At 60.2% G+C, this 21,919-nt stretch carries 20 protein-coding genes; 5 read left to right on the top strand and 15 right to left on the bottom strand.

The window, feature by feature from the left end:
- Window positions 1-4: 4 nt before the first annotated feature.
- From AB3Y40_RS05180 to AB3Y40_RS05160, 5 genes are all read right to left on the bottom strand, one after another.
- Window positions 5-1,174: an HlyD family efflux transporter periplasmic adaptor subunit gene (locus AB3Y40_RS05180; protein WP_369437728.1), complete on the bottom strand. Its 1,170-nt coding sequence runs from the start codon at window positions 1,172-1,174 to the stop codon at window positions 5-7.
- On the bottom strand, window positions 1,174-3,423 hold the full coding sequence (locus AB3Y40_RS05175; protein WP_369437727.1) for an ATP-binding cassette domain-containing protein: 2,250 nt from the start codon (window positions 3,421-3,423) through the stop codon (window positions 1,174-1,176). Before AB3Y40_RS05175 ends, AB3Y40_RS05180 begins: the two co-directional genes overlap by 1 nt.
- Window positions 3,420-4,655 carry a TolC family protein gene (locus AB3Y40_RS05170; protein WP_369437726.1) on the bottom strand — a complete coding sequence of 412 codons (1,236 nt, stop codon included), beginning with the start codon at window positions 4,653-4,655 and terminating at the stop codon, window positions 3,420-3,422. Before AB3Y40_RS05170 ends, AB3Y40_RS05175 begins: the two co-directional genes overlap by 4 nt.
- A 152-nt stretch (window positions 4,656-4,807) precedes the next feature.
- Window positions 4,808-7,510 carry a BapA/Bap/LapF family prefix-like domain-containing protein gene (locus tag AB3Y40_RS05165; protein ID WP_369437725.1) on the bottom strand — a complete coding sequence of 901 codons (2,703 nt, stop codon included), beginning with the start codon at window positions 7,508-7,510 and terminating at the stop codon, window positions 4,808-4,810.
- A gap of 159 nt (window positions 7,511-7,669) precedes the next feature.
- Window positions 7,670-8,542, bottom strand: coding sequence for a YihY/virulence factor BrkB family protein (locus AB3Y40_RS05160; RefSeq protein ID WP_369437724.1), 873 nt, complete (start codon window positions 8,540-8,542; stop codon window positions 7,670-7,672).
- A gap of 148 nt (window positions 8,543-8,690) precedes the next feature.
- Between AB3Y40_RS05160 and AB3Y40_RS05155 the strand changes: the two genes are divergently transcribed.
- The 5 genes from AB3Y40_RS05155 (at window position 8,691) to AB3Y40_RS05135 (ending at window position 13,672) form a co-directional block, all read left to right on the top strand.
- Window positions 8,691-9,302, top strand: coding sequence for a nucleoside/nucleotide kinase family protein (locus AB3Y40_RS05155; RefSeq protein ID WP_369437723.1), 612 nt, complete (start codon window positions 8,691-8,693; stop codon window positions 9,300-9,302).
- Window positions 9,303-9,440: 138 nt separating this feature from the next.
- Entirely contained in the window at window positions 9,441-10,070 is a 630-nt protein-coding gene (locus AB3Y40_RS05150; protein ID WP_369437722.1) for a paraquat-inducible protein A, read from the top strand.
- Window positions 10,034-10,672, top strand: a complete 639-nt coding sequence (locus tag AB3Y40_RS05145) for a paraquat-inducible protein A (protein WP_369437721.1) — start codon at window positions 10,034-10,036, stop codon at window positions 10,670-10,672. The genes AB3Y40_RS05150 and AB3Y40_RS05145 overlap by 37 nt, the downstream gene beginning before the upstream one ends.
- A complete protein-coding gene (locus AB3Y40_RS05140) occupies window positions 10,669-13,110 on the top strand; it encodes a PqiB family protein (protein ID WP_369437720.1) in 2,442 nt (813 codons plus the stop codon). Before AB3Y40_RS05145 ends, AB3Y40_RS05140 begins: the two co-directional genes overlap by 4 nt.
- Window position 13,111: 1 nt before the next feature.
- Entirely contained in the window at window positions 13,112-13,672 is a 561-nt protein-coding gene (locus AB3Y40_RS05135; protein ID WP_369437719.1) for a PqiC family protein, read from the top strand.
- Window positions 13,673-13,731: 59 nt separating this feature from the next.
- Here the strand turns inward: AB3Y40_RS05135 and AB3Y40_RS05130 are convergent, their stop codons facing one another.
- From AB3Y40_RS05130 to AB3Y40_RS05085, 10 genes are all read right to left on the bottom strand, one after another.
- Window positions 13,732-14,148 carry a response regulator transcription factor gene (locus AB3Y40_RS05130; RefSeq protein ID WP_369437718.1) on the bottom strand — a complete coding sequence of 139 codons (417 nt, stop codon included), beginning with the start codon at window positions 14,146-14,148 and terminating at the stop codon, window positions 13,732-13,734.
- A gap of 14 nt (window positions 14,149-14,162) precedes the next feature.
- The gene (locus AB3Y40_RS05125; protein WP_369437717.1) at window positions 14,163-16,202 is read right to left on the bottom strand and encodes a hybrid sensor histidine kinase/response regulator; all 2,040 of its coding nucleotides are present in this window, start codon (window positions 16,200-16,202) and stop codon (window positions 14,163-14,165) included.
- Between the two features lie 118 nt (window positions 16,203-16,320).
- Entirely contained in the window at window positions 16,321-16,932 is a 612-nt protein-coding gene (gene ureG / locus AB3Y40_RS05120; protein ID WP_369437716.1) for an urease accessory protein UreG, read from the bottom strand.
- Window positions 16,929-17,579, bottom strand: coding sequence for an urease accessory protein UreF (locus AB3Y40_RS05115; protein ID WP_369437715.1), 651 nt, complete (start codon window positions 17,577-17,579; stop codon window positions 16,929-16,931). The genes ureG and AB3Y40_RS05115 overlap by 4 nt, the downstream gene beginning before the upstream one ends.
- Window positions 17,548-18,018, bottom strand: coding sequence for an urease accessory protein UreE (locus AB3Y40_RS05110; protein WP_369437714.1), 471 nt, complete (start codon window positions 18,016-18,018; stop codon window positions 17,548-17,550). The genes AB3Y40_RS05115 and AB3Y40_RS05110 overlap by 32 nt, the downstream gene beginning before the upstream one ends.
- Window positions 18,015-18,569: a hypothetical protein gene (locus AB3Y40_RS05105; protein ID WP_369437713.1), complete on the bottom strand. Its 555-nt coding sequence runs from the start codon at window positions 18,567-18,569 to the stop codon at window positions 18,015-18,017. The genes AB3Y40_RS05110 and AB3Y40_RS05105 overlap by 4 nt, the downstream gene beginning before the upstream one ends.
- A 26-nt stretch (window positions 18,570-18,595) precedes the next feature.
- Window positions 18,596-20,356 (bottom strand): urease subunit alpha, encoded by a 1,761-nt coding sequence (ureC, locus tag AB3Y40_RS05100; protein WP_369437712.1) that lies wholly within the window; start codon window positions 20,354-20,356, stop codon window positions 18,596-18,598.
- Entirely contained in the window at window positions 20,357-20,662 is a 306-nt protein-coding gene (locus AB3Y40_RS05095; RefSeq protein WP_369437711.1) for an urease subunit beta, read from the bottom strand.
- A 12-nt stretch (window positions 20,663-20,674) separates the two neighbouring features.
- A complete protein-coding gene (locus tag AB3Y40_RS05090; RefSeq protein WP_369437710.1) occupies window positions 20,675-20,977 on the bottom strand; it encodes an urease subunit gamma in 303 nt (100 codons plus the stop codon).
- 4 nt (window positions 20,978-20,981) lie between these two features.
- Window positions 20,982-21,824 (bottom strand): urease accessory protein UreD, encoded by an 843-nt coding sequence (locus AB3Y40_RS05085; protein WP_369437709.1) that lies wholly within the window; start codon window positions 21,822-21,824, stop codon window positions 20,982-20,984.
- Window positions 21,825-21,919: the final 95 nt, after the last annotated feature.

Genomic DNA, 21,919 nt, shown 5'->3' with positions numbered 1-21,919 from the left:
GTGACTACGGCTCGCGCAGCGCCTCTCGCGACCGGTAAAGCGGCTTGGTCAGATAATGTAGCACCGTCTTTTCACCGGTGTGCAGTTCCACAGCGGCCTGCATGCCGGGACGGATCAGGATTTGCTGCTGGCGTGCGTCAAGATTGGCAGTGTCGACCTTCAGCGTCACCTTATAGTGCGCATCCTGCTCCGTTCGGCGTTCGTCTTTGAAGGTATCTGCAGAGATCACCGTGACCTGACCGGTCAGGCTGCCGTAGATCGTGTAATCGTAAGCCGAAAACTTGATTGTCGCCGCTTGACCTGGAACAACGTTGGCGATGTCCTCGGGCTTCACATGGGCCTCGACAAAGAGTTCGTCATCCAGCGGGATGATCTGGAAAATTTCTTCGCCCGGCCGCACGACGCCACCGATGGTGGTGACACCCAGATTGTTGACGATACCGCGCATTGGGGCGCGGATCGTCGTACGCTGCAACCGGTCAGACGCCATGCGCAGATCTTGGGCCAGTGTTGCCAGTTGCTGCAACGTCTCGGAATAGGCCCCTGCCCGTTCAAGTTCAGCGCCAGTGACGATTTCGTTGTATTTCACCTCTGCATCGGCGTGGGCCTTGCGCGCGCGGGTTGTTTCCAGCAGCGACACGATTTCGCGGGCATACATGTCTTCCATGCTGGCCAATTCGCGCTTGGTCTCAGTCAGGACCCGCTGCGCGCCATCCACCTTGGCGGCATAGTCGGATTGCCGCGCCGCCAGCAGCGCCCGTTCAGAGGCGAGGATTTCGGGACTACGCGCCGCAACATCGGCGGGCACCGTGAAATCGAACTGTCCCGCGATCTCGGCCTCGAGCCGCAGCCGCCGGATTTCGGCCGCAATCACCTGATCTTCGAGGTCGGTGACAGAGGTTGAAAACTGGGTGCCACGCAGGCGCGCAAGCACATCGCCTTTTTGCACCACATGGCCTTCACCGACGAGCAGTTCGGCCAGAATACCGCCTTCGAGGTTCTGGATGATCTGCGGGCGCGAGGCGCTGACAACCTCGCCCGGGGCGCGGACGATTTCGTCAATCCAGGCGAATTTCGCCCAAAGCAGGAACAGCAGAACCGTGGCCCCGACCAGCCAGATCGTCAGGCTGGAGCCACGCATGCCGCTTTCGAATTCTGCGTCAACGGTCGCCATCAGCCCGCCTTTTTCTTGTTCTTTTGCATATGCGCCAGCACTTCATCGCGGGGGCCATCCACGGACAGCCGCCCGTTTTGCAGGATCGTGACCCGGTCTGTCAGTTGCAGGATCGGCACCCGGTGGGTCGCGATGATCGCGGTGCGGCCTTCAAGCCACGTGGACAGGCGGCTAACAAGGGTCTGTTCCAACGTCTGGTCGAGGGCGGCAGTGGGTTCGTCCAGCAGGCACACGCGCGGGTCTTGCAGCCACAGGCGCGCCCATCCGATGGATTGGCGCTGGCCGATGGACAGGCCCTCACCGCCGTCGCGGATTTCAAGGTCGAGGCCTTTGGGGTGGTTCGCGACAAAGGGGCCGAGGCCCGCAAAATCGAGGGCGGCCATCAGGCGATTGTCGTCGCGTTCCAGCAGCGTCAGGTTCAGGTTCTCTCGCAAGGTGCCGGCGAACAACCGCACCTCTTGCCCCAGATAGCCGATGGACCGGCGCAGGTCGCGGGACATCACTTGCCCCATATCCACCCCGTCGATCAAGACGCGACCTGTGGTCGGGCGGTGCAGGCCGGACAGGACTTTCAGCAGCGTGGACTTGCCAGAGCCATTGGCCCCAAGGATCGCCACGTGTTGGCCTGCCGGAATTTTCAGGGCCGGAATATCAAGGGTTCGCGCGCCGTCCTGATCATAGGCATAGCCCATTTCGCGGATCTCGTATTCACCGCGCAGCGCCTCGCGGCGCAGATAGGTCCGGTCTTCTTCGTTGTCCTGTGGCGCGTCTGCGATCTGATCCAGCGCTTCGAGTGCTGCCTTGACGTTGGCCCAGCGTGCCAGCGTCGCGGCTAGGCCGGTCAGCGGGCCAAGGGTGCGGCTGGTCAGGATGCCTACCGCAATGATCGTGCCGATCGTAAACGTGCCCTGAAACACCATGAAAGTGCCGACCACAACGGCGGCCACATAGGTCGCTTGCTGGACGCCTTGGGACCAAAACGTCAGCGTTGTTGCCAGTTTGCGTTGTTCAGACGTGGCGATAGAAGAAAGTGCCGTCAGTTCACCCCAGATGCGGCGAAAGCGTTCTTCGCCCCGCTGCGCCTTGATCGTGTCGGCGTCATAGATAGCTTCGTGCAGCAGACGGCTGGATTTGGTGCTGGCCCCTTGTGTGGCAAGCGTCAGCTCCATCATCTTTTTCTGCATAAAGAAGCTGGGCAGCACCATCAGGATGCCGCCAATGAATAATACCCAAACCACGTTGCCGCCAATGCTGGCGACAAGGGCGAGGAAAAGTACGATGAACGGCAGATCCGTCAGGGTGCCAATGGTCGAGGCCGTGAAAAATTCGCGGATTGCCGAAAACTCTCGCACTGCCGCGAAGGTGCCCGAAGGCGTCTGGCCCGGCTGACCGGCGCGCATACCCAGCAAGCGATCCATCAGCAGGGTCTGAATGCGCATCTCGATCCGGCGGCCTGCTCCGTCCATCAGACGAGCGCGGGCGATGCGCAGGAAAGCCTCTAGCAGCATCGCCATGCCCGCGCCGATCGCCAACACCCAAAGCGTCGCGATGGATTGGTGCGGGATGACCCGGTCGTAGACCTGCAGCGAAAACAGCGCCACGGCCACGGCCAACAGGTTGGCCACAAAGGACCCCAACGCGACTTCGCCCACGATCCGGCGGAATTTGTAGATCTCACCCCAGAACCAATGCGCCTTGAGCCCGGTGGACGCATGGCGACGGTTGAGTTCGGTCAGCGCAACATCGGCGCGAATGATTTTGCCCGCAAAGACCGGCAGAAATTCATCAAGCGCCACTTCGGCCTGATTGTCGGTCTGGGTGGTGTCGTAAACTGTCAGTGTGTCGCCGTCCTGACGCAGAACCAGCACCACCTGACCGCTCGTCATTTCGGCCAGTGCGGGCCACATCTTGGCCTTGGGGGGGCGGGCCGTCGTGACATTGGCGACCAGTCCCACGTTGGACAGGGCCGCGGCGATCGCGTCACTGGACAGATCATCGCTGTCAGCGGTCAGCCGTTCAAGGATATCAGTCTTTTGCAGTTCGACCCCAAGGATACCGGCGTAGACGGCAGCAATGTCCGCGCGGTGAACGGCGCGTTCACTGAACCGCGAAGTGGGTTCGTCGACGTGAACGATGGGGGCTTCGTCAACGGTGTTTGCAACCGCCGCTTCGACCTGTTTGGGCACGATCCGGCCCAGCTTGGCCCCTTGGGTGGCGTTCATGTCAAAGGCCAGCACCGGTCCGGTCATATCTTGTCCCCGTCCACCAGCACGCCCTTTTGCGCCGCGATTTGAAGCGCGACACGCGCCACATCGAATTTTAGTGCTGCGGCCTCACGCTCTGCCCGGACTTTGGTTTCAAAAAGGCCGACGGTTTCGGGCACTGACCGGGTGCCTTCGCGTTGCTGGGCGGCGTAGACCTGATAATTCGATGCGGCCTGCGCGGCGAGCGTTTGCGCCTGCGCCTCTTGCCGTTGCAGCGAAGCCAGTTCCGCCTCCAGCGCGCGCAGGGTGCGGTTCGTATCTTCGCGCACCTGCCCCACGCGGGCATTGGCGGCGGCTTGGGTTTCTTCCAACGCTTTGAGCGATGCGCCGGTGCCAAACCCGATCCCTGCCCCGCCGAGGTTTAGCCCCGTGTTGGTTTCTCCACCCGACCGGCTGGCGGATGCGGTCAAACTGGGCAACAGCCCTGCGCGGGCCGCGCGGGCCTCGGCCATGGCGCGGGATGCCTCGGCCTCTGCCTTGAGCACGGCCAAAGGCTTGGCAGTGTGTTCGGCACCAATGGTGGATATGCCGGTGATCCCGTCAACAGAGCTGGCCGACATGGCCGACAGTTCGGCTAATGCGGTATTCGTGGCCTCTTTGTCAGAGGCCATCTGCGCCTGCATCTGGTTCAGCTTTTGCTGCACGATGTTCAGGTCCACGCGGCTTGAAATGCCACCCTTCACCCGTTCGGACATGATGTAGGCGTAGCGTTCCATCTGCGCCATGGCGTCTGCGTTCACCTGCGCCTGCGCGCGCGATTTTTCGGCTGCCAGATACAGCTCCAACCCCTGCAGGACGCGTTCATTGGTGTCCTGCGCCAGTGCCACTGCGGCCACTTCCACGTCAGCGGCGGCATAGTCGCGCTCGGCCTTCTTGCCGCCGTTGTCAAAGAGGACAGCATCAACGACCAGCGAGGTCACCACGTCACCCAAAGACGTCAGAGAGACGTTGGGGCCAATCGTTGGCAACCAGTTTGAATTGCGCGCCTCTGACCGCAGTCGCGCGGCGCGCAGGTCCGCCTCTGCCGCGCGGGAATTGGCGGCAAGGACGGCGTTTGAAACCTGGGCATAAGGGCCAGAGGGCAGCAAGGAGCGTCGGTCAATCAGGCTTTCGATGATCGCAGAGCTGTCGCCATTGGCCTGCACCGGAGTCAGCGCTTGCGTGCTGGGTTGGCTGGCCGCCCCCATTGAGGGCAAGGATGGGATGTTGTCGCCCATGCCTTCCATACAGCCCGCAAGAGCCATCGCTGCGCAAAGCGCACTTGTTCTGTAGAAAACTGCCTGTCGTACCACCGCTTGTGCCCCGGATGTTTATTATTGTCGCTTGGGCGAAACGGGGCCGGATTTGGCCGGCCCCGGTCTTTGTCGTCTTAGACCACGGGCGTGATCAGATTCACATCCTCGCCGATGATCAGCTTACCGCCATCATCGCCGACGGTGTAAACGTCGTATGTTTTGCTATCGATGGTCGTGGTGCCCGCTGCTGTTGCCGCAGTTTCAAGGGTCACCGTGTCATCTGAATTACCGTGGATAATCAGCGTGTTGTCGTTCTGGCTCATCGCTTCCAGATCAGAGAGCGACAGGGTCAATTCGCTGTCTTCGGCAAATTCCAGATCGATCGCACCAATGTTGAACCCGTCCAGTCCTGCACCGGTCACATCCACGGTGGACCCGTTGATGTCGTCCAGCACAAACAGGGTAGAGTTGCTGTTGCCCGCCGCGTCGCTGTCGGTGACGACGATGTGGCTGCCATCTGGTACGGATTGACCATCTGGGAACTCGTACCAGGTCTGGGCGCTGGGCCCGGCAAAACCGGTGGCGTCCAGTGCTGTGGCATCATCGCCGCCGTTTTCGGTCGCATGGAACTCGCGCGGATTGGCGAGGCTATCACCTTCGGCCAGCACGCGAACGGTATCGACACCCTCGTGATCCTTGCCAAAGCCCTGAATGTTTGGCGCATCAGGCGCAACCGTATCCACGGTGAAGGTATCGGTGATAGAGGCTGTGTTGCCTGCGGCATCTGTCGCCTCGATCACCACGTTTGCGACATATTCACCCGACGGGATTTCATCGGCGGCAAAGTCCACTGACCACGTGCCATCTGTGTTGACCGTAGCCGCGTGGGTTACGCCTTCGAAGGTCACGTTCACGGTTGACCCCTGCTCGACCACGCCCTGCAGGGTGATGCCATCGGCCGCCTCTGCATTGCTGACAATATCGTCACCTTCAACCACGCCGACATTGGCAAGGCGATTGACGTACGTATCAAGCTGCACGGTGCCGCTGGTCGTGGCCACGTTGCCTGCCGCGTCGGTCGCAGTGACCTGCACGGGCGCGCCGACCTCAACATCGCCGGTACGAATTTCGCTGGCGGCAAAGTCCGCGGACCAGTTGCCATCATTGTCAGCGACCACATTGCGGACGCCGTTTTCAAAGACGACCTGCACATTTGCGCCTGCATCTGACGTGCCGGTCAGCGTCACGCCATCTGACCGCTCGACCATGTTCACGACACCATCGGTTTCGACGTTGTCGGTGTTCACGGTCACGTCGAGCTCTGTATCAATCTCGAACGTGCCAGAGGCGGTCGCAGTATTGCCTGCAGCATCGGTTGCCACCGCTGTCACCTCTTGCGTCAGGGTGCCGGTTGGCACCTGCGCATTGGTGTAGGTTGTGGTCCAATTGCCATCTGCATCGGCCTGCACCGTGTTCACATGGCCGTTCATCGTGACCTCTACACTGGCATAGGCCTGTGCTGTGCCGACGACTGTCGCACCACTTTCATGCTCGAACATGTTGATCGTGTTGTCGCCACCAACTGCACTGGTGTCGACGGTTACGTTTGTTATCGTGTCGATATGCAGCGTATCCATTGTGGACGCCGTGTTGCCGTAGGCATCGGTCGCCGTCACGGTGATGTCGACATCATATTCGCCCTGCGCGAAGGTGCCCGCGGGCACATCCAGCGACCACGACCCGCCCGTGACGGTCGCCGTGTAGTCGTTGCCGCCAAAACTGACCACAACGCTGGACCCTTCCTGCGTCGTGCCGGTCAGAACAACGCCATCAGCCTCTTCGTCAAAGTTGACCACGCCCTCACCCTCAACGGTGGAAGCGTCAAAGCTGACGGTGGTAAAGGTGTCGATCACCACAACATCGCTTGTCGTGGCACTGCCGCCCTCGTTGGTCAGGGTGACGGTGACGTCGACTTCGTATTCGCCGCCCTCAACCTCTGTCGGGTCAAAGGTCACGGTCCAGTTACCATCATCATCAACCGTGACGTCGTGGGTCGCGTCGCCCACGGTTACGGTGCCGGACGCGCCCGGCGTGCCAGAACCGCTGATTGTGACGCCATCGCTGTGGTCGTCGTCATTGACGACGTGACCCTGCGACTTGGTGCCCTCGGTGATCGCAACAACCGGCGGATCAACCGGGTCAACGGGATCAACCGGATCGGTCGGCTCTTCGGGGTCAACCTCGTCTGGGGTCGATGGGCCGGGGGCATCAACACCACCACCGCCGCCACCGGTATTAACGTCGTCAACCGGGTCGGGATCACTGCCGCCACCCAGCAAGAGCGGGATGCCAGCCGCTGCAGCGATGGGAACCGCCGCACCAAGCCCGCCAAGACCCGCCATCAGCGGCACGCCAAGCATGCCCGCCTCTGACGCGGGCTCTACCCCTGCAATCGGCAGATCAGCGGCTTGCACAAAGTAAAGGTCATCATCGGGCGACCATTTGCCAAAGCTGTCGGCATCCGCGTATTGCGCGAACAGCAAATTGCCCTCAGAGGCGGTTAACTGCACCTCTGCCAACTGACCGCTGGACGAAATGAAAAGCTGGTTCTCGACAGCGCCACCGGCATCAAAGAACCCTTCAATCGTGATCACCTGACCATCAACCAGCGTAATCTGAAGCGCCTGCCCCTGCCGCATGTAAGACAAGATGTGACTGCGCTGCAGGTTCAGGGAAATATCCTGACCCGCACCAACAATAATATTGCCCGATCCAGTGATCGCGCCACGCTCTACTACGCCCGCATCACCACGGACAACGAAATCAATCGCTGACATTCTATTTGCTCCGCCTCATTGCACGCCCTCTTTTGGGGTCGTGTCCATTTTGATTGGAACCACACTATCTTGATCGATTCGCTATTTCTAGAAAAAGTTAGGGGGAATCTCGCCGTTTCTGCGCCTTATTTGTGACACATTCGGCAAAAGTGCCTATTCCTAGCGCGCTTCACCGTCGATGCGGCCATGCACTTGCAGGTTTAGCGCCGCGCCCAGAAGGATCAGGTAAGACGTGATATAGAGCCACAGCAGCATACCAATGACCGCCCCAAGCGAGCCGTAAACCTCATTATAACTCGCAAAGTTGGTCAGGTAATAGGACAGCCCGGCAGAGGCCGCGATCCACAGCGCAATTGCGGTCGCCGCCCCGATCGTAAACCAACGGATGCGCGCACCGCGCTGGTTGGGCCCGAACCGGTAGAGCAAGGCAAGCGCCGCATAAAGCACACAGAATGCCACAAGCCAGCGCACCGCCTCTAAGATCAGTGCGCTGCCCGCGCCGATGGGCGCAAAGGCGATCACGATGGGGGCTATGATCACCGCCATCATCGCCGTGATCGCCAGTGCCACAAGGCAAATGGTCAGCGTCAGCGCCACGATGACCTGCTTGAACCCGTTGCGCGGTGGGCGATCTGCTATCGCATTTAACCCGCCCATCAAGGCTGCCACCCCTGCCCGCGACGCCCAAAGTGCCAGCGCGATAGAGACAAAAGTGGCCCATCCCAAGGTGCCGGTCCCCGCGGCGAGTAGCCGCCCCATCTGCCCCACCAACAAGGCGTAGGCCTCTTGCGGGATGATATCTTCCATCAGGGCGATCTGTTCGAGCACGATAACCGGGTCCGCAACCAGACCAAATATCGCAATCACTGCGGAAATCGCCGGAAAGATTGCAAAAATCCCAAAGAACGCCACCCCAGCAGAGATCAAACCCACGTGCCGTTCGCTTGCGACGTTCCACGTGGCGTAAAGCAGCGACCAAAGGCGCAGAGGCCAAATGCGGCGTTTCGGTGGGGTTTCGGGCGCTGTGGTCATCCGCAATAGCTAGGCCAGATGCCCGCCGCCGCCAAGTACCGCCGTTTTTTGCCGGTGCAGCATTTTGCGCTCGCGCAGGTCCGGCCCATTGCCTAGTCTGACCAAAAGCAAAGCGAACAGAGCAGGTGAACCGGTGCAGGATATTACAATGCACGTCAACACGTTGGCCGAACGGGTGCACGAACTTTGCGCGCAGAATCCACGCGTTCTGGTGGGTATTGCGGGCGCACCCGCCAGCGGCAAATCGACCCTTGCCGAAGAGGTCGCGCGTCGCCTGACATTGCAAAAAGTACGTACCGTTGTGGTGCCGATGGACGGCTTTCACCTTGATAACGCCATTTTGGAAGCGCGCGATTTGCGCCCGCGCAAGGGCGCGCCAGAAACCTTTGACGCCATCGGTTTCATTCATCTTATCAACCGCTTGAAAGAGAATGTTGAAGTTTTCGTGCCGGCCTTTGATCGGGTTCGCGACCTGTCCATCGCAGGCGCCATTGCTGTGCCGGCCAACACCCAGGTGGTGATCGTCGAAGGCAATTATCTGATGTTTGACGAGGCCCCGTGGGAGTTTCTAGCCCCTTTGTGGGACTTGACCGCCCGTCTGGACATCCCGATGGAGCAATTGCGCGCGCGGCTGATTCATCGTTGGTTGTCTTTGAATTACTCGCGCGCCGTTGCAACCCGCCGGGCCGAAGGCAACGACATTCCCAATGCTGAACGCGTGCTCAAGCACGCACTGCCCTGCGACATCACGCTTACATGAACATGAAGTTAGCGGCGCAACCCTATGAAAAAAATTTGAAAATCCCACATCGCATGGGACGCATGGCGCTTGCCCGTGGCGCACCCTATATTAGCGGCAAAGGCAAGGATTGGCCGCGCCTGACAGGACTTTCGTGACATGGCACTGCCACCGCTCACAGAACTGGTTGCCTGCCCGCATTGCGACACGTTGCACAGCGCGGCGGCCCTGCCTGAAGGTGCCTCGGCGTCCTGCCAGCGCTGCCACGCGGTACTGCAGACGGCGCGCCCCGGCGCACTGGTCAGTGTGGTGAGCCTTGCGATCTCGGCGATGGTGCTGATGGTGGCCGCAATCAGCTTTCCATTTATGGACCTGAATGTCTCGGGCAATCACAATGCCACATCGGTTTTCAACGCGATTGCCGCGTTTAACGCAGGCCTTGCCATGCCGCTCGCTGTTGCGGTGGCGCTTTTTATCATCATCTTGCCCCTGACCCGGCTGATCGCGATCGTCTATGCCATCAGTCCGCTGATCCGTGGCGCCAGCCCCCGCCCTTTGGCGCGACAAGCCTTCGGCCTGGCCGAAACCTTGCGCCCGTGGGCTATGGCCGAGATTTTCATGGTTGGCGTGACCGTCGCGCTGATCAAAGTGGCTGGTATGGCAAGTGTCACGCTTGGCCCCGCGTTTTATGCCTTCGCCGCACTGGTGGTGATCACCGTTTTCAAAGACCAACTGATGAACAGGTACGCGATTTGGGAAGCTCTGGACAAAGCCACCCCGGCGGCCTGATCACCGCGCGCGAGGCCGGGCTTGTCGCCTGCCGCCGTTGTGGACAGGTCCACCAGATGGGGACCGCGCATTGCACGCGCTGTCACGGCGCGCTGCAAAGCCGCGACACCCAGAGCCTGCAAAAGGTCTGGGCATGGCTGATCGCGGGCATCATTCTGTTTATTCCCGCAAATATTTACCCGATGCTGATCACCAATACGCTGATCGATCATTCGGAAAGCACCATTCTGGGTGGCGTCGTCGAACTGGTCCATTATGGGTCTTATGGTATTGCGGCCATCGTCTTTGTGGCTTCGATCATGATCCCATTGGGTAAGTTTCTTGCGATCGGCTATCTTGCCGTCTCGGTTCAGCGCCGGTCCGTCGCAAATATGCACCAGCGTCACAAGCTTTATGACGTGGTGGAATTCATCGGGCGCTGGTCGATGATTGATGTCTTCGTCGTTGCAATTCTGTCAGCGCTCGTGCAGTTGAATACCATTGCGACAATCAATCCCGGGATTGCAGCGCTAAGCTTTGCGCTTTCGGTGATCTTCACGATGTTTTCGGCCCAAAGTTTCGACCCCCGGCTGATTTGGGACGCAGACAGGAAAACCGCATGAGCGACACGCCAACCCCTGCCCCGCTTGACGTCCAGACCGCAAAGCCCGGCCTGTTGCAGCGGCTGTCGCTGGTCTGGCTGGTGCCGCTGATTGCCTTGGCCGTCAGTCTTTGGGTGGCCTATCAGAACTACGCCAATCAGGGCACGCTGATCGAGATTGCCTTTGAAAACGCATCTGGCATCAAGTCCGAAGAAACCGAGCTGCGCTATCGTGACGTGGTGGTTGGCCGTGTCGAAAGTGTCGAGTTTGCCGACGGGCTGGGACAGGTGCTTGTCAATGTCCGAGTAGATCAGACCATTGCGCCCTATCTGGATCAGGATGCCAGTTTCTGGGTTGTGCGGCCGGATGTGTCGGTGCGCGGGATCTCAGGCCTCGATACGGTGCTTTCGGGGGTCTACATCGAAGGTAGCTGGAATGATGATCCCGACAACCAGCAGTATTCCTTTATCGGGTTGGAAGATCCGCCTATCGCGCGGGTTGATCAACGCGGCGTTGCCATCACCCTCCGGACCAAGGATGGCAGTTCGCTGACCTCGGGCGCGCCGATCCTGCACAAGGGCATTCAGGTCGGATACCTTGAAACCCCGCGCCTGTCGCCGGACGGGCAAAGCGTGACGGTGGCTGCCTTCATCGAAGCCCCGTATCACCGTCGGGTCACGACCAACACGCGGTTTTGGGACACCTCTGGCTTTTCGATCTCGCTGGGTGCAGGCGGCATTGCGCTGAACGTCAATTCAATTGCCTCGCTGATCGAAGGCGGGATCGCGTTTGACACCATCGTCTCGGGCGGGGAACCGGTCGTGGACGGCGATACTTTTGACCTTTTCGAAAGCGAAGAAACTGCACGCAACAGCCTTTTCGACGATCCGGACCTGCCAGTTCTGAACCTTGCTGTATTCTTTGACGGCTCGGTCAGCGGGTTGACCACCGGGGCCGATGTCAGGTTCCGCGGCGTGCGCGTGGGTACAGTCACTGGCCTTGGTGCCGTCGCGGTAGAGGACCGTGTCAGCGGCCCACTGGTGCGGTTGCGCACGATACTTGCCGTTGAACCGGGCCGTATGGGCCTGTCCGAAGAGGCCACGCCTGAGGACGCGCTGATCTTGATCACCGATATGGTGCGCACCACCAACCTGCGGGCGCGGCTGGTGACGGGCAACATTTTGTCAGGTGCATTGAATGTAGAGCTGTTCGAAGACCCCGACGCCGAACGCGCGTTCGTCGACTTGGGCGCAGAACCCTATCCGGTCTTGCCCACCACCGACAATGCCATCGCGGACGTCGGTGACGAAGCACAGACCGTTCTGGACCGGGTCAACGATCTGCCAATCGAGGAACTGTTGACCTCTGCCATCGACCTGATGGACAGCCTTGATCAGGTGGTGCGCAGCGACGGGGTCAGCCAAGCCCCGGACGAAATCGTCGCGCTTCTGCAGGATACACGCAGCATTGTTGCATCCGAGGACATTCAGGCCATCCCGTCAGAGCTGCGCGCGATCGTGACAGAGCTGAACGCGATAGTTTCCGACGCGGGCGAGGCTGATCTGGTCGGACGGATCAGCACCGTGGTCGAAACCGCTGGCACCGCCGTCGACAACATCGACGCGGCCACAGCCGACCTGCCAGCACTCACAGCAGAGATTTCGGCGCTGGTAGCCAAGGCCAACGCGCTCGAGCTGGAGGCGCTGGTGACCGAAGCCACCGCCACGCTGAACCAGATTGATGCCTTCCTGGCGGGTGAGGCATTACAGGCAGCACCTGCGTCGCTTGTGGCGCTTGTCGAAGAGGCGCGTGGCCTGATCGCCTCGGATGATGTGCAGGCAATCCCTGCTGATCTGCGTGGTGTTGTGGCCGAAATTGACGGCATTCTGGCGACACTTGCAGCGGCGGATGTGGCAACGCAGCTGACCTCTGCCATCAACGCGGCCAATAGCGCGGCGGCGAGCATTGATACTGCCGCCACCGACTTGCCAGCGATCACGGCAGAGCTGAACGCACTGGCAGCCAAGGCCAATGAACTTGACCTTGAAGGGCTGGTCGCGGCGACGGCTGCGACGCTGGACAGCATCAATACATTGGTCGGCGCAGATGCGACGCAGGATTTGCCGGGCGCGTTGACCGTGGCGCTTGATCAGATGTCGATGTTCCTGGCAGAGGTCCGCACCGGCGGGGCCATCACGAATGTCAATGCGGCCCTTGCTTCTGCGGCGGATGCCGCCCGCGCGATTGAAACGGCGGCAGAATCCCTGCCAGCGTTGTCGGCCCGCGCCACGGCATTGGTCAATCAGACCGACGCGGTGCTGCAATCCTACGGCGAACGGTCGCGGTTCAACGCCGAGACACTTTCTACACTTCGGGATATCCAGGAAGCCGCAGATGCCGTATCGTCGCTGGCACGCGCAATCCAGCGCAATCCCAATTCACTGCTGACGGGGCGCTGAAATGTTGCGAACAACTTTAACGATGATGGCGCTGGTCGCGCTGGCGGCCTGTTCCGGCACGCTGACACGCGTGGCCTATCCCACAGCGCAATCCACGCTGGACTTGCGCGCCTTTGTGGGCTCTGCGCTGGTGCAAACCGTGTCGCTCCCTGCTTATGCCGCGGCTGAGGAACTGGCGATTGAAACAGCCCCCGGTGTGATCACCTCAACCGGAGAGCTGTTGTGGGCCGATGATCCCGCCCGCGCTGTGACGCTTGAGATCGCGCGACATCTGGACGACATCCTGACCGCCACCGTGGGGCCCGACCCTTGGCCATTTCCGGGCCTGCCAGACGTTGGCATTGATATCCGGGTGTCAGACATGATCGCGCGCGCGGATGGCAATTTCCATCTGGTAGGCACCTATTTTGTCGGCGGCGATGGCATTGATTTCCGCAACACGTCGTCGTCATTCAACATCACGATCCCGCTTGCCTCGGCCGAACCAGCAGCGGTGGCGGCGGCACAATCGCAAGCGATCCTGCAGCTGAGCGAAGATATAGCGCGCAAGCTGGGCCGATAGCCCGGTGTTCTGCGCCACTTTGGCGCGCAGAACGCAGCGAACTGCCGTCGGAACTGAGATTAAGCGTTCTTCAACAGCCGCTTGATCGTGTCCAGCAACTCTGGCTGGGCAAAGGGCTTTTGCAGGCCTGCATTAGCGCCGATTCCGGCCGCGTTAGCCAGCCCGAATTCCTTGCCCAAAAGCCCGCCGCGCCCGGTGATGGCGATGATCGGCACATCGCGGTTCTGGGCGGCCTTGCTATATCGCGAGGCAGCCCTGATCCCACCGATAAGAGTTACGCCGCCGTCAGGGATCAGCTGCCCCTCGGCTTCGACAAATACATCTGTAATGACCAAATCAATCCTGGCCTTTTCAAGAAAGGCCAATGCCTTGGAGGCGCGATCAAAAAGCGTCACCTCGTAGCCCTGGTCTTCCAATCCTTCGGCCATCAGCGTGCCAAAGTCAGTGTCGTCTTCGAGAATTAGAATATGCGTCATGTCGTTGTCTGGTATTAGGTCTTTGTCTTGGTAGAGGACTTAGGTGTGTTCAGGGCGTCGTAGAGCGTGTGCCCCAATTCGTCGGGGGGACAGGGTTTCTGGATCAGTGGGGCGACAACTTCGCCCATCTCAGCCTCAGAGAAGCCGGTGTAGCCAGACATATAGAGCACAGGCTTTTCAGGGTCGATCCTGCGCACCGCGCGGGCCAGATCAAAGCCACCCAACTTGCCCGGCATTACCACATCCGTCAGCAACAGATCATAGTCCAGACCGTCTTCAACAATTGCCAGGGCCTGCGCGCCGGACGTCGCGGTTGTGACCTTGTAGTCCAGACTGATCAGCAGTTCAGTCATAATGTCCAGCAGCCGCTCTTCGTTCTCAACCAGCAGTACATGTTGGCCGTTACCGCTGACGGCGCGCTTGCGGGCAACAGGCCCCTCGCGCCCGCCCTCGTAGGTGCCACGCGGCAGTAAGATGCGCACAGTTGTGCCGTGCTCCAGCTCTGAATAGATGCGCAGCTGTCCCTGCGATTGGGTCGCAAAACCATAGACCATCGACAGGCCAAGCCCGGTGCCTGCGCTACTTTCCTTGGTGGTAAAGAAGGGGTCAGTGGCGCGTTTCTTGACCTCTTCATCCATGCCCGGGCCATTGTCACTGACGGCCAGTTCGACAAAGCGCGAAGACCGGTCGTCGTCGGGTTCCGCGTTGTCAGAAGTTGCGGCCTGTCCATCGCCATCAATGGTCTGGCCCAATTGATTGGTCACATTGCGCGCGCTGATGCGGATGGTGTCGCCGTGTCCGGATCGCACAATCGCATCACGGCTGTTCAGCACCAGATTGAGCATTGCATTTTCAAGCTGGCTGCGGTCGCAAAAGATGTACATGCCCGGGTCTTCGATGCTGAACACCAGGGTGATCCGCTCTTCGATGGTCGGTTTCACGAGGGCTGAGAAGTGATTGAAGACATCCTCAATCAGCCATGACTTTGCGAGCCCCGGCTGGCTCTTGGCAAAGGCCAGCAGGCGTTGTGTCAAATCCGCGCCACGACGCACAGCCCCCAGTGCGGTTTGTAGAAAATCGTTGGCGCGCGCAGGGTCGTCCTGATCCTGGGACAGCTGCACGGCATATTCAATTGTGGCCAGCATGTTGTTGAAATCATGTGCGATTCCACCCGTAAGCTGCCCAAGTGCGTCCAATCGGCTGGACCGTTCAATCTGTTGCCGGTTGCGTTCTTGTTCCGAGATATCGTCAAGGATCAGAACAGATGTCACATCGGTTTCAAAGCCGCCGTTCACCTGTGCATTTGACATCCGCAAATAGCGCAGGTCGGCCCCGTTGCGGCGGCGGATCACATAAAGTTCTCCGTTCAGGGCCTCGCCGCGCAAGGATCGCTGGACCGGAGAGTCTTCTTCCTTGATCGGCAACAGATCATTGGGACTAAGAAACAGGTATTCGGGCGGCCAAGGCAAGGGCGGTTCTTGTTGCAGCGCCCCCAACATGTGCCGCGCCGCGGGGTTGATAAAGCTGATCTGCCCCTGCCCGTCCAACCCGATGATGCCACTGTGTGCGGCATCAAGGATTGCGTTCAAGCGCGCATTGGTCCGTTGAAAAGCGTCCTCGCGCACCTGAGCCGCGACGATCAATTCTGTCAGGTCAGTATGCGCGCCCAAAAGCCGCACGGCCTTGCCTGTCTCATCGCGCAGCGCCAGCCCCCTGCACCGGACCCAGGCCGTGCTGCCGTCGGCCTTGGTGTATCGCACAACCTGATCATACGGATGGTCAGGGTCTTCGATATGCCGACCCACGTTGACCTGGGCGATCTTCAGATCCTCTGGGTTTATGATATCCTGCCAAGCGTCCGCCAAATGCGGCATCTTGTCAGGATCATAACCAAAGGTTTGCCAGAATTCAGGGCTCATCCATTCGTGCGCCGGGTCTTCAAGGTCCCAGAACCAGACACCATCCAGCGTCGATTGCCTGATAAATTCCCATATCTCGGGGTCCCGTGACAGACGCTCTTCTAGCTCTGCCTCAAGATAGTGTTTGTCTGTCATCACCGCCCCGCGGACAAGGATTGGGACGCCAAAGCATCAACATAAACTGGTCAACATCGAACTGGGAAAGCCGCATGCACGGGCGCTCGCCTCGCGCGACCCTAGTGCATCGCGGTTATCATTCAAAGCCCGCAAGTGTCAGAATGGAACTGATAACTGGTGACATATCGTCTTGCCGCTGACTGACCATGACAAAGGGCTTGTCACCCCGCATTCGCGCCGCGTCCCGGCGCATCACGTCCAGATCAGCGCCGACATAGGGTGCCAGGTCGGTCTTGTTGATCACCAACAGATCGGATTTGGTGATCGCGGGTCCACCTTTGCGCGGAATCTCCTCGCCGGCGGCCACGTCGATGACATAGATAGTGATATCGGCCAGCTCGGGGCTGAATGTCGCCGACAGATTGTCACCACCGCTTTCGATCAGCACCATGTCCACCTCGGGGTGCCGGTCCCGCATCTGCGCCACTGCTGCCAGATTGATCGAGGCGTCTTCTCGGATCGCCGTGTGCGGGCAGCCGCCCGTTTCGACCCCGATGATCCGGTCGCTGGGCAGCACCTGCATGCGCACCAGCGCTTCTGCGTCTTCCTGCGTGTAGATGTCGTTCGTAATCACGCCAATCGACATCTTCGGGTGCAGCGCACGCGCAAGATTGGCTGTCAACGTGGTTTTGCCCGCGCCAACAGGACCACCAATGCCAACGCGCACGGGTCCGTGGGTGCTTTTCATGTCCTGAATATCCTCGTCGTCATGGTTTCGTGCCGCATCGCGGCAATATCGGACATCCAGGCACTGCTATGAAGATCATCCAGCCCGGCACCATCGGTGGCCGCTGTGACCGCGGCGACCACAGGCCGCACCGCGTTCAAAACCCTTTGCCCTTCGGTCTGGCCCAACGGCATCAGTCGCTGTGCTGCGGACACCAAATTGGCGACAAAGGCCTGCAAATACATCGCCACCGTTGCATTCATCGGCAGCCCTTTTTGCGCTGCCGCCTGCCCCACAGCCACCGGATAGGCCAGCGCGTCCAGCACCATCCCTTCGGTCGCTGCAAGCGTTTGGCAAAACGCGCGGCCCTGCAGGTCCATTTCCAGCAGACGTTCAGCGCTGGCGGCAAAGGCGCGGGCATGGGCGTCAGCCTCTGCCGCATCGCCAAAGCCTGCGCGCATCAGGATTGCGTCGCAGCGGCCACTGCCATTTTCCAGCACATCCGTGAGCCACGCGGTCAGGCTATCTGCATCCCTGACCTGCCCATCCGCGATTGCAGCCTCTAATCCGTGCGCATAGGCAAATGCACCGACCGGGAACCCCGGCGACAGCCATTGGGCCAGCACCAACGTGGGATCAATGCTCATGCGCGCTGTGTCCGTGTTCATGCGGCAGGGTCCGGCCGTGCCCATAGGCCCCGCCTTCGGGGCGGAACCGCGCGTCAACCTCGGTCACCTGCGCCTCAAGATGTTCCAGCATATGGGCAATAACCGGATCGCGCTGGATCAGCAGGTGGTCCGCTTCCATCTGGCACGGCGTATGCCGATTGCCGATATGCCAGGCCAGTCGCGGCAGGTTGCCCTTGACCATCAAAAGCGGTTCAACCGCGGCATGCACGATCACGGTGCGCCCGTCATCCAGCTCAAAAAAGCTGCCTTCATCCATGGATGTGGTCTGGGCCAGATCAACCACAAAGGGCCAGCCAGCGTCCGTCATCAGCCGTTTGCGCCGCACAAATCGGCCATCATAGTCCAGCGTGCAGCCCGCATCATGCGCGCCGCCCAGCGCCACGGGATGGGCCTTGATCGCGCGTGGCAGGCTGGTCATTGTACGGCCTCGATGCGGATCAAGTCATAGGTTTCGGTCGGTTCGTCGTCATAGGTATAGGCCATCAAGAGCCCCAGCCCAAGCGCAGGCAGATAGTGCACTGTTTCCACAATAGCGCCCTCATCACTGTCATAGCGCACATCACCAACGATCCCCTCATAGGTACACTCACCAATCCGAACTTCGGTTGATTCGCCCCAGTTATGCGACTGCAATTCTTTGTAGCTGCCAGAGGTGTCGGTGATCGTTGTGCGTAGCTTGTCCTGCATGCCCGGTGTCGGCGGCACCATCGCAGCCGGGTTACGATCATATGTCGTCTGCATCACACTATCGAGGTCGAGGACACCGCCGTCCTCGACCGCCAGCCGCAGCACATAAACGCCCCGCGCCAGCACGTTCTTGGCAACAGAACCATCGCCAAAGTCGATCTCTTGCGCGACCGTGCCGTCACCCAGATCGCGATAGACATCGACGGTGCCGTCCGCAGCCGTCACTCGGATTCCAGTCGCCAAATCTTCGGCCACCGGACAGGCCCATGCGGTCTGCGCCATCAACGCAAGTGGCAGGGCGACCCACCTCAAAACAGGAAATACCTTTGCGCCATTGGCAGCACGTCTGCGGGTTGGCATGTCAGCAATTCTCCATCTGCGCGGACCTCGTAGGTTTCCGGGTTCACTTCGATCTGCGGCAACGCGTCGTTCAGGATCAGATCCTTCTTACCAATTCCGCGCGTGCCTTGCACGGCAACTGTATCCTTCGCCAGCCCCAGCTTATCACCAATCCCATCCGCCTGCGCCGCTTCGGACACGAAAATCACGGCAGAGCGTTCGACCGATCGGCCATAGGCCCCGAACATCGGGCGGCTATAGACCGGCTGCGGCGTCGGGATAGAGGCATTGGGATCCCCCATCTGCGCGCAGACAATCGTTCCTGCCATCAGCACCATTTCAGGCTTCACACCGAAAAACGCCGGATTCCACAGAACCAGATCAGCCCGCTTACCTTCGGTGATCGAGCCGATTTCGTGGCTGATACCATGCGCAATGGCCGGGTTGATCGTATACTTCGCGATATAGCGCCGCACCCGCATGTTGTCGTTATCGCCGGTTTCCTCGGCCAGCGCGCCGCGCTGCTTTTTCATCTTGTCGGCGGTCTGCCATGTGCGGATCAGCACCTCGCCCACACGGCCCATGGCCTGACTGTCTGAGGCAATGATGCTGAAGGCGCCCATATCGTGCAGAATATCCTCTGCCGCGATGGTTTCACGCCTGATCCGGCTTTCAGCAAAGGCCACATCCTCGGGGATCGATTTGTCCAGGTGGTGACAGACCATCAGCATATCAAGGTGCTCTTCGATGGTGTTTACCGTGAACGGTCGTGTTGGATTGGTTGAGGATGGCAAGACATTGGCATCGCCACATATTTTGATGATGTCGGGTGCATGACCGCCACCCGCACCTTCGGTATGAAAGGCGTGGATCGTGCGGCCTTTCATGGCGGCCACCGTATGTTCCACAAAACCGCTTTCGTTCAAAGTATCGGTGTGGATCATCACCTGCACATCCATCTGGTCAGCCACATCCAGACAGCAGTCAATAGCCGCGGGCGTTGTGCCCCAATCTTCGTGCAACTTCAGCGCGCAAGCCCCTGATTTGACTTGTTCTTCCAGTGCTTCTGGCAGTGATGCATTACCCTTGCCCGCGAACGCGAGGTTCATCGCAAAAGCATCCGCTGACTGCAGCATGCGCCCGATGTGCCATGGCCCCGGTGTACAAGTCGTTGCGAGTGTCCCATGCGCCGGCCCCGTGCCGCCGCCCAGCATCGTGGTCACGCCCGAATGCAGCGCGTCGTCGATCTGCTGCGGGCAGATGTAATGGATATGGCTGTCAAAGCCACCAGCGGTCAGGATCCGCCCTTCGCCCGCGATGGCCTCGGTTCCCGGTCCGACGATGATATCCACACCCGGCTGGGTATCGGGATTGCCCGCCTTGCCGATTTTGTGGATGCGCCCGTCTTTGAGGCCCACGTCAGCCTTGTAGATGCCGCTATGATCAACAATCAGCGCATTGGTAATGACGGTATCCACCGCGCCTGCAGCGCGTGTGACCTGCGACTGTCCCATGCCATCGCGAATGACCTTACCGCCGCCGAACTTGACCTCTTCTCCGTAAACCGCAGCATTGGGGCCCTGCCCACCGGTTCCAGCGGCCCCGACAGCCTCTGCCGTCAAATCGCGTTCAACTTCGATGATCAGATCCGTGTCGGCCAACCGCACCTTATCGCCGGTCGTCGGCCCAAACATCGCGGCATAGCTGGCGCGGGAAATCGTTGCGGGCATTCAGAGCCCCCCCATGACTTTTTGATTGAAACCATAAACCACGCGGCTGCCCCCAAACGGGATCAAGTCCACCTCGCGCTTTTGGCCCGGCTCGAACCGCACGGCAGTGCCCGCGGCGATGTCGAGGCGGTGACCGTGGGCTGCATCGCGGTCAAAGTCGAGCGCGGGGTTGGCTTCGGCAAAGTGGTAGTGACTGCCGACCTGCACCGGGCGGTCGCCAGTGTTTGCAACCATTATCGTGACCGCCTTTGCATTGGCGTTCAGCGTGATTTCACCTTTTACGGCAATGACTTCTCCGGGGATCATGATGTGCCTCCTTTAGCGGATCGGGTCATGGACAGTGACCAGTTTGGTGCCGTCAGGAAACGTCGCCTCGACCTGCACCTCGTGGATCATCTCGGCAATGCCATCCATCACCTGATCACGGGTCAGCACATGCCCCCCCGCTTGCATCATGTCGGCCACGGACCGGCCGTCGCGCGCGCCTTCGACCACGGTGTCAGTGATCAGCGCAATCGCTTCGGGGTGGTTCAGCTTGACGCCGCGCGCCAGCCGCTTGCGCGCCACTTCGGCGGCCATGGCCACCAGCAGCTTGTCTTTCTCGCGGGGGGTCAGTTGCATCTGGTCATAGTCTCCATGATGTCGGCAGTTGGTTATCAGTTAGATGGTCAAGGATCGGTAAAAGGTCTTGCCGCATGGCAAAGCTGTCAGCCGCCAACATGCGCACCACCAGCAGGTCATCGCCGATCAGGCTCGCCCCGGCGGTGGCGGGCAGATGACTGCGCACCACCGGCAAGGACGCGGCGGCCATTGGTCCGACCATGACCACCTGTGCCGCTGCCCGAGCCCCCCCGACCTGCGCACCGCGCTGCAGCTGGGCACCGGTGGTCAGACGCGTGCCATCAAAGTAAAGCGGCTGGCCCGCCCGCCGGACAATGATACGGTCGTCCAGCAAAAAACGAGACAGGTCTTCGCCCATCGCCTGACGGCCAAAAACAAGCGGTTCGACCAACAAAAACTGGGCATCTTGGGCCAAATCAACCGCAAAGCGACGGCGCAGGGCACCCCCTTCGAAAAGGATCGTTTCCTGCGGCAGCCAGTGCAGTTTTGCGCCCTGCCCGACGGTGATCTGCGTGCTGACCTGACCGCTGCCGCTTTGGGCACGGTAGACCCGCTCTGCCGCTTGTGTCGTCAGCCGCAGATGCGCGCCCGCGCCTACATTTGCGGTCAGAAAAAAACGATCACCGCCCGTGATCCCGCCAGCGGTGTTGACCGCGACAGCCTCGACATCGTCAACACCGTGACGGCGCGGGAATACCAGCTTGAGCGCGCCAGACTGGCGCAAATCCTGCAGCCTTGTCCGCCCTGCCTTTCGAGCCACAGCAACATGGGCAGACCCCTGCGCGCGCGGCGGCGAGGATCCCTCTGCAGCAGACGCAGATTGGACATTTTGTGTGATCACTCCCATACCCGACAAAAAGGCCGCAGCGGGCGACAGGGTCAATGGGCGCTCGGTTGGATTTAGGTGGTTCGCCGCGGAAATCGCCTCTTTTCTAGCCACGC

Origin of the sequence: Yoonia sp. R2331 (assembly GCF_041103235.1) — a bacterium.
In the GTDB taxonomy this organism is placed as follows: domain Bacteria; phylum Pseudomonadota; class Alphaproteobacteria; order Rhodobacterales; family Rhodobacteraceae; genus CANMYO01.
This window is presented reverse-complemented; position numbering and strand designations above follow the sequence as displayed.

Bases quoted from the DNA above. Each gene is read 5' to 3' on its own strand.
- AB3Y40_RS05155 (WP_369437723.1), top strand. From the start codon at position 8,691: ATGCACGTCAACACGTTGGCCGAACGGGTGCACGAACTTTGCGCGCAG.
- AB3Y40_RS05125 (WP_369437717.1), bottom strand. From the start codon at position 16,202: ATGACAGACAAACACTATCTTGAGGCAGAGCTAGAAGAGCGTCTGTCA.
- AB3Y40_RS05160 (WP_369437724.1), bottom strand. From the start codon at position 8,542: ATGACCACAGCGCCCGAAACCCCACCGAAACGCCGCATTTGGCCTCTG.
- AB3Y40_RS05175 (WP_369437727.1), bottom strand. From the start codon at position 3,423: ATGACCGGACCGGTGCTGGCCTTTGACATGAACGCCACCCAAGGGGCC.
- AB3Y40_RS05085 (WP_369437709.1), bottom strand. From the start codon at position 21,824: ATGGGAGTGATCACACAAAATGTCCAATCTGCGTCTGCTGCAGAGGGA.
- AB3Y40_RS05135 (WP_369437719.1), top strand. From the start codon at position 13,112: ATGTTGCGAACAACTTTAACGATGATGGCGCTGGTCGCGCTGGCGGCC.
- AB3Y40_RS05165 (WP_369437725.1), bottom strand. From the start codon at position 7,510: ATGTCAGCGATTGATTTCGTTGTCCGTGGTGATGCGGGCGTAGTAGAG.
- AB3Y40_RS05170 (WP_369437726.1), bottom strand. From the start codon at position 4,655: ATGGGCGACAACATCCCATCCTTGCCCTCAATGGGGGCGGCCAGCCAA.
- AB3Y40_RS05105 (WP_369437713.1), bottom strand. From the start codon at position 18,569: ATGGCGCAGACCGCATGGGCCTGTCCGGTGGCCGAAGATTTGGCGACT.
- AB3Y40_RS05150 (WP_369437722.1), top strand. From the start codon at position 9,441: ATGGCACTGCCACCGCTCACAGAACTGGTTGCCTGCCCGCATTGCGAC.
- AB3Y40_RS05115 (WP_369437715.1), bottom strand. From the start codon at position 17,579: ATGAACACGGACACAGCGCGCATGAGCATTGATCCCACGTTGGTGCTG.
- AB3Y40_RS05140 (WP_369437720.1), top strand. From the start codon at position 10,669: ATGAGCGACACGCCAACCCCTGCCCCGCTTGACGTCCAGACCGCAAAG.
- AB3Y40_RS05180 (WP_369437728.1), bottom strand. From the start codon at position 1,174: ATGGCGACCGTTGACGCAGAATTCGAAAGCGGCATGCGTGGCTCCAGC.
- AB3Y40_RS05130 (WP_369437718.1), bottom strand. From the start codon at position 14,148: ATGACGCATATTCTAATTCTCGAAGACGACACTGACTTTGGCACGCTG.
- AB3Y40_RS05110 (WP_369437714.1), bottom strand. From the start codon at position 18,018: ATGACCAGCCTGCCACGCGCGATCAAGGCCCATCCCGTGGCGCTGGGC.
- AB3Y40_RS05090 (WP_369437710.1), bottom strand. From the start codon at position 20,977: ATGCAACTGACCCCCCGCGAGAAAGACAAGCTGCTGGTGGCCATGGCC.
- ureG (WP_369437716.1), bottom strand. From the start codon at position 16,932: ATGAAAAGCACCCACGGACCCGTGCGCGTTGGCATTGGTGGTCCTGTT.
- AB3Y40_RS05095 (WP_369437711.1), bottom strand. From the start codon at position 20,662: ATGATCCCCGGAGAAGTCATTGCCGTAAAAGGTGAAATCACGCTGAAC.
- ureC (WP_369437712.1), bottom strand. From the start codon at position 20,356: ATGCCCGCAACGATTTCCCGCGCCAGCTATGCCGCGATGTTTGGGCCG.